Genomic DNA, 485 nt, shown 5'->3' on the forward strand with positions numbered 1-485 from the left:
CTGCGGCGGTGGTATGCGGCGGCACAGGTTGTAGCACCACGGAACCGGCGCCAATCTTCGCGCCACGCCCGACTTCGATATTGCCGAGGATCTTCGCCCCGGCGCCAATCATCACGCCTTCGCGAATTTTCGGGTGACGGTCGCCGCTGGTTTTACCGGTCCCGCCGAGGGTCACAGACTGCAGGATGGATACGTCGTCTTCAATCACCGCCGTTTCACCGACCACAATGCCGGTGGCATGGTCGAGCATGATCCCGCGGCCGATTTTCGCCGCCGGGTGGATATCCACCTGGAAAGAGACGGAGACCTGATTTTGCAGGAAAATCGCCAGCGCGCGTCGCCCCTGAGTCCACAGCCAGTGGCCGATACGATAGGCCTGCAGGGCATGGAAACCCTTCAGATAGAGCAACGGCGTGGAGTATTTATCCACCGCCGGGTCGCGCGTGCGCACCGCCTGAATATCGCAGGCGGCGGAGGCGATCATT

The 485-nt window shown here is 62.1% G+C and carries 1 protein-coding gene; it reads right to left on the bottom strand.

The window, feature by feature from the left end; translation table 11 throughout:
• A partial coding sequence (gene cysE / locus LU493_RS19525) for a serine O-acetyltransferase (RefSeq protein WP_275289467.1) occupies nt 1-485 on the bottom strand: 485 nt, incomplete at both ends.

This window comes from Halomonas elongata, from assembly GCF_029081005.1.
In the GTDB taxonomy this organism is placed as follows: Bacteria; Pseudomonadota; Gammaproteobacteria; order Pseudomonadales; family Halomonadaceae; genus Halomonas; species Halomonas elongata_B.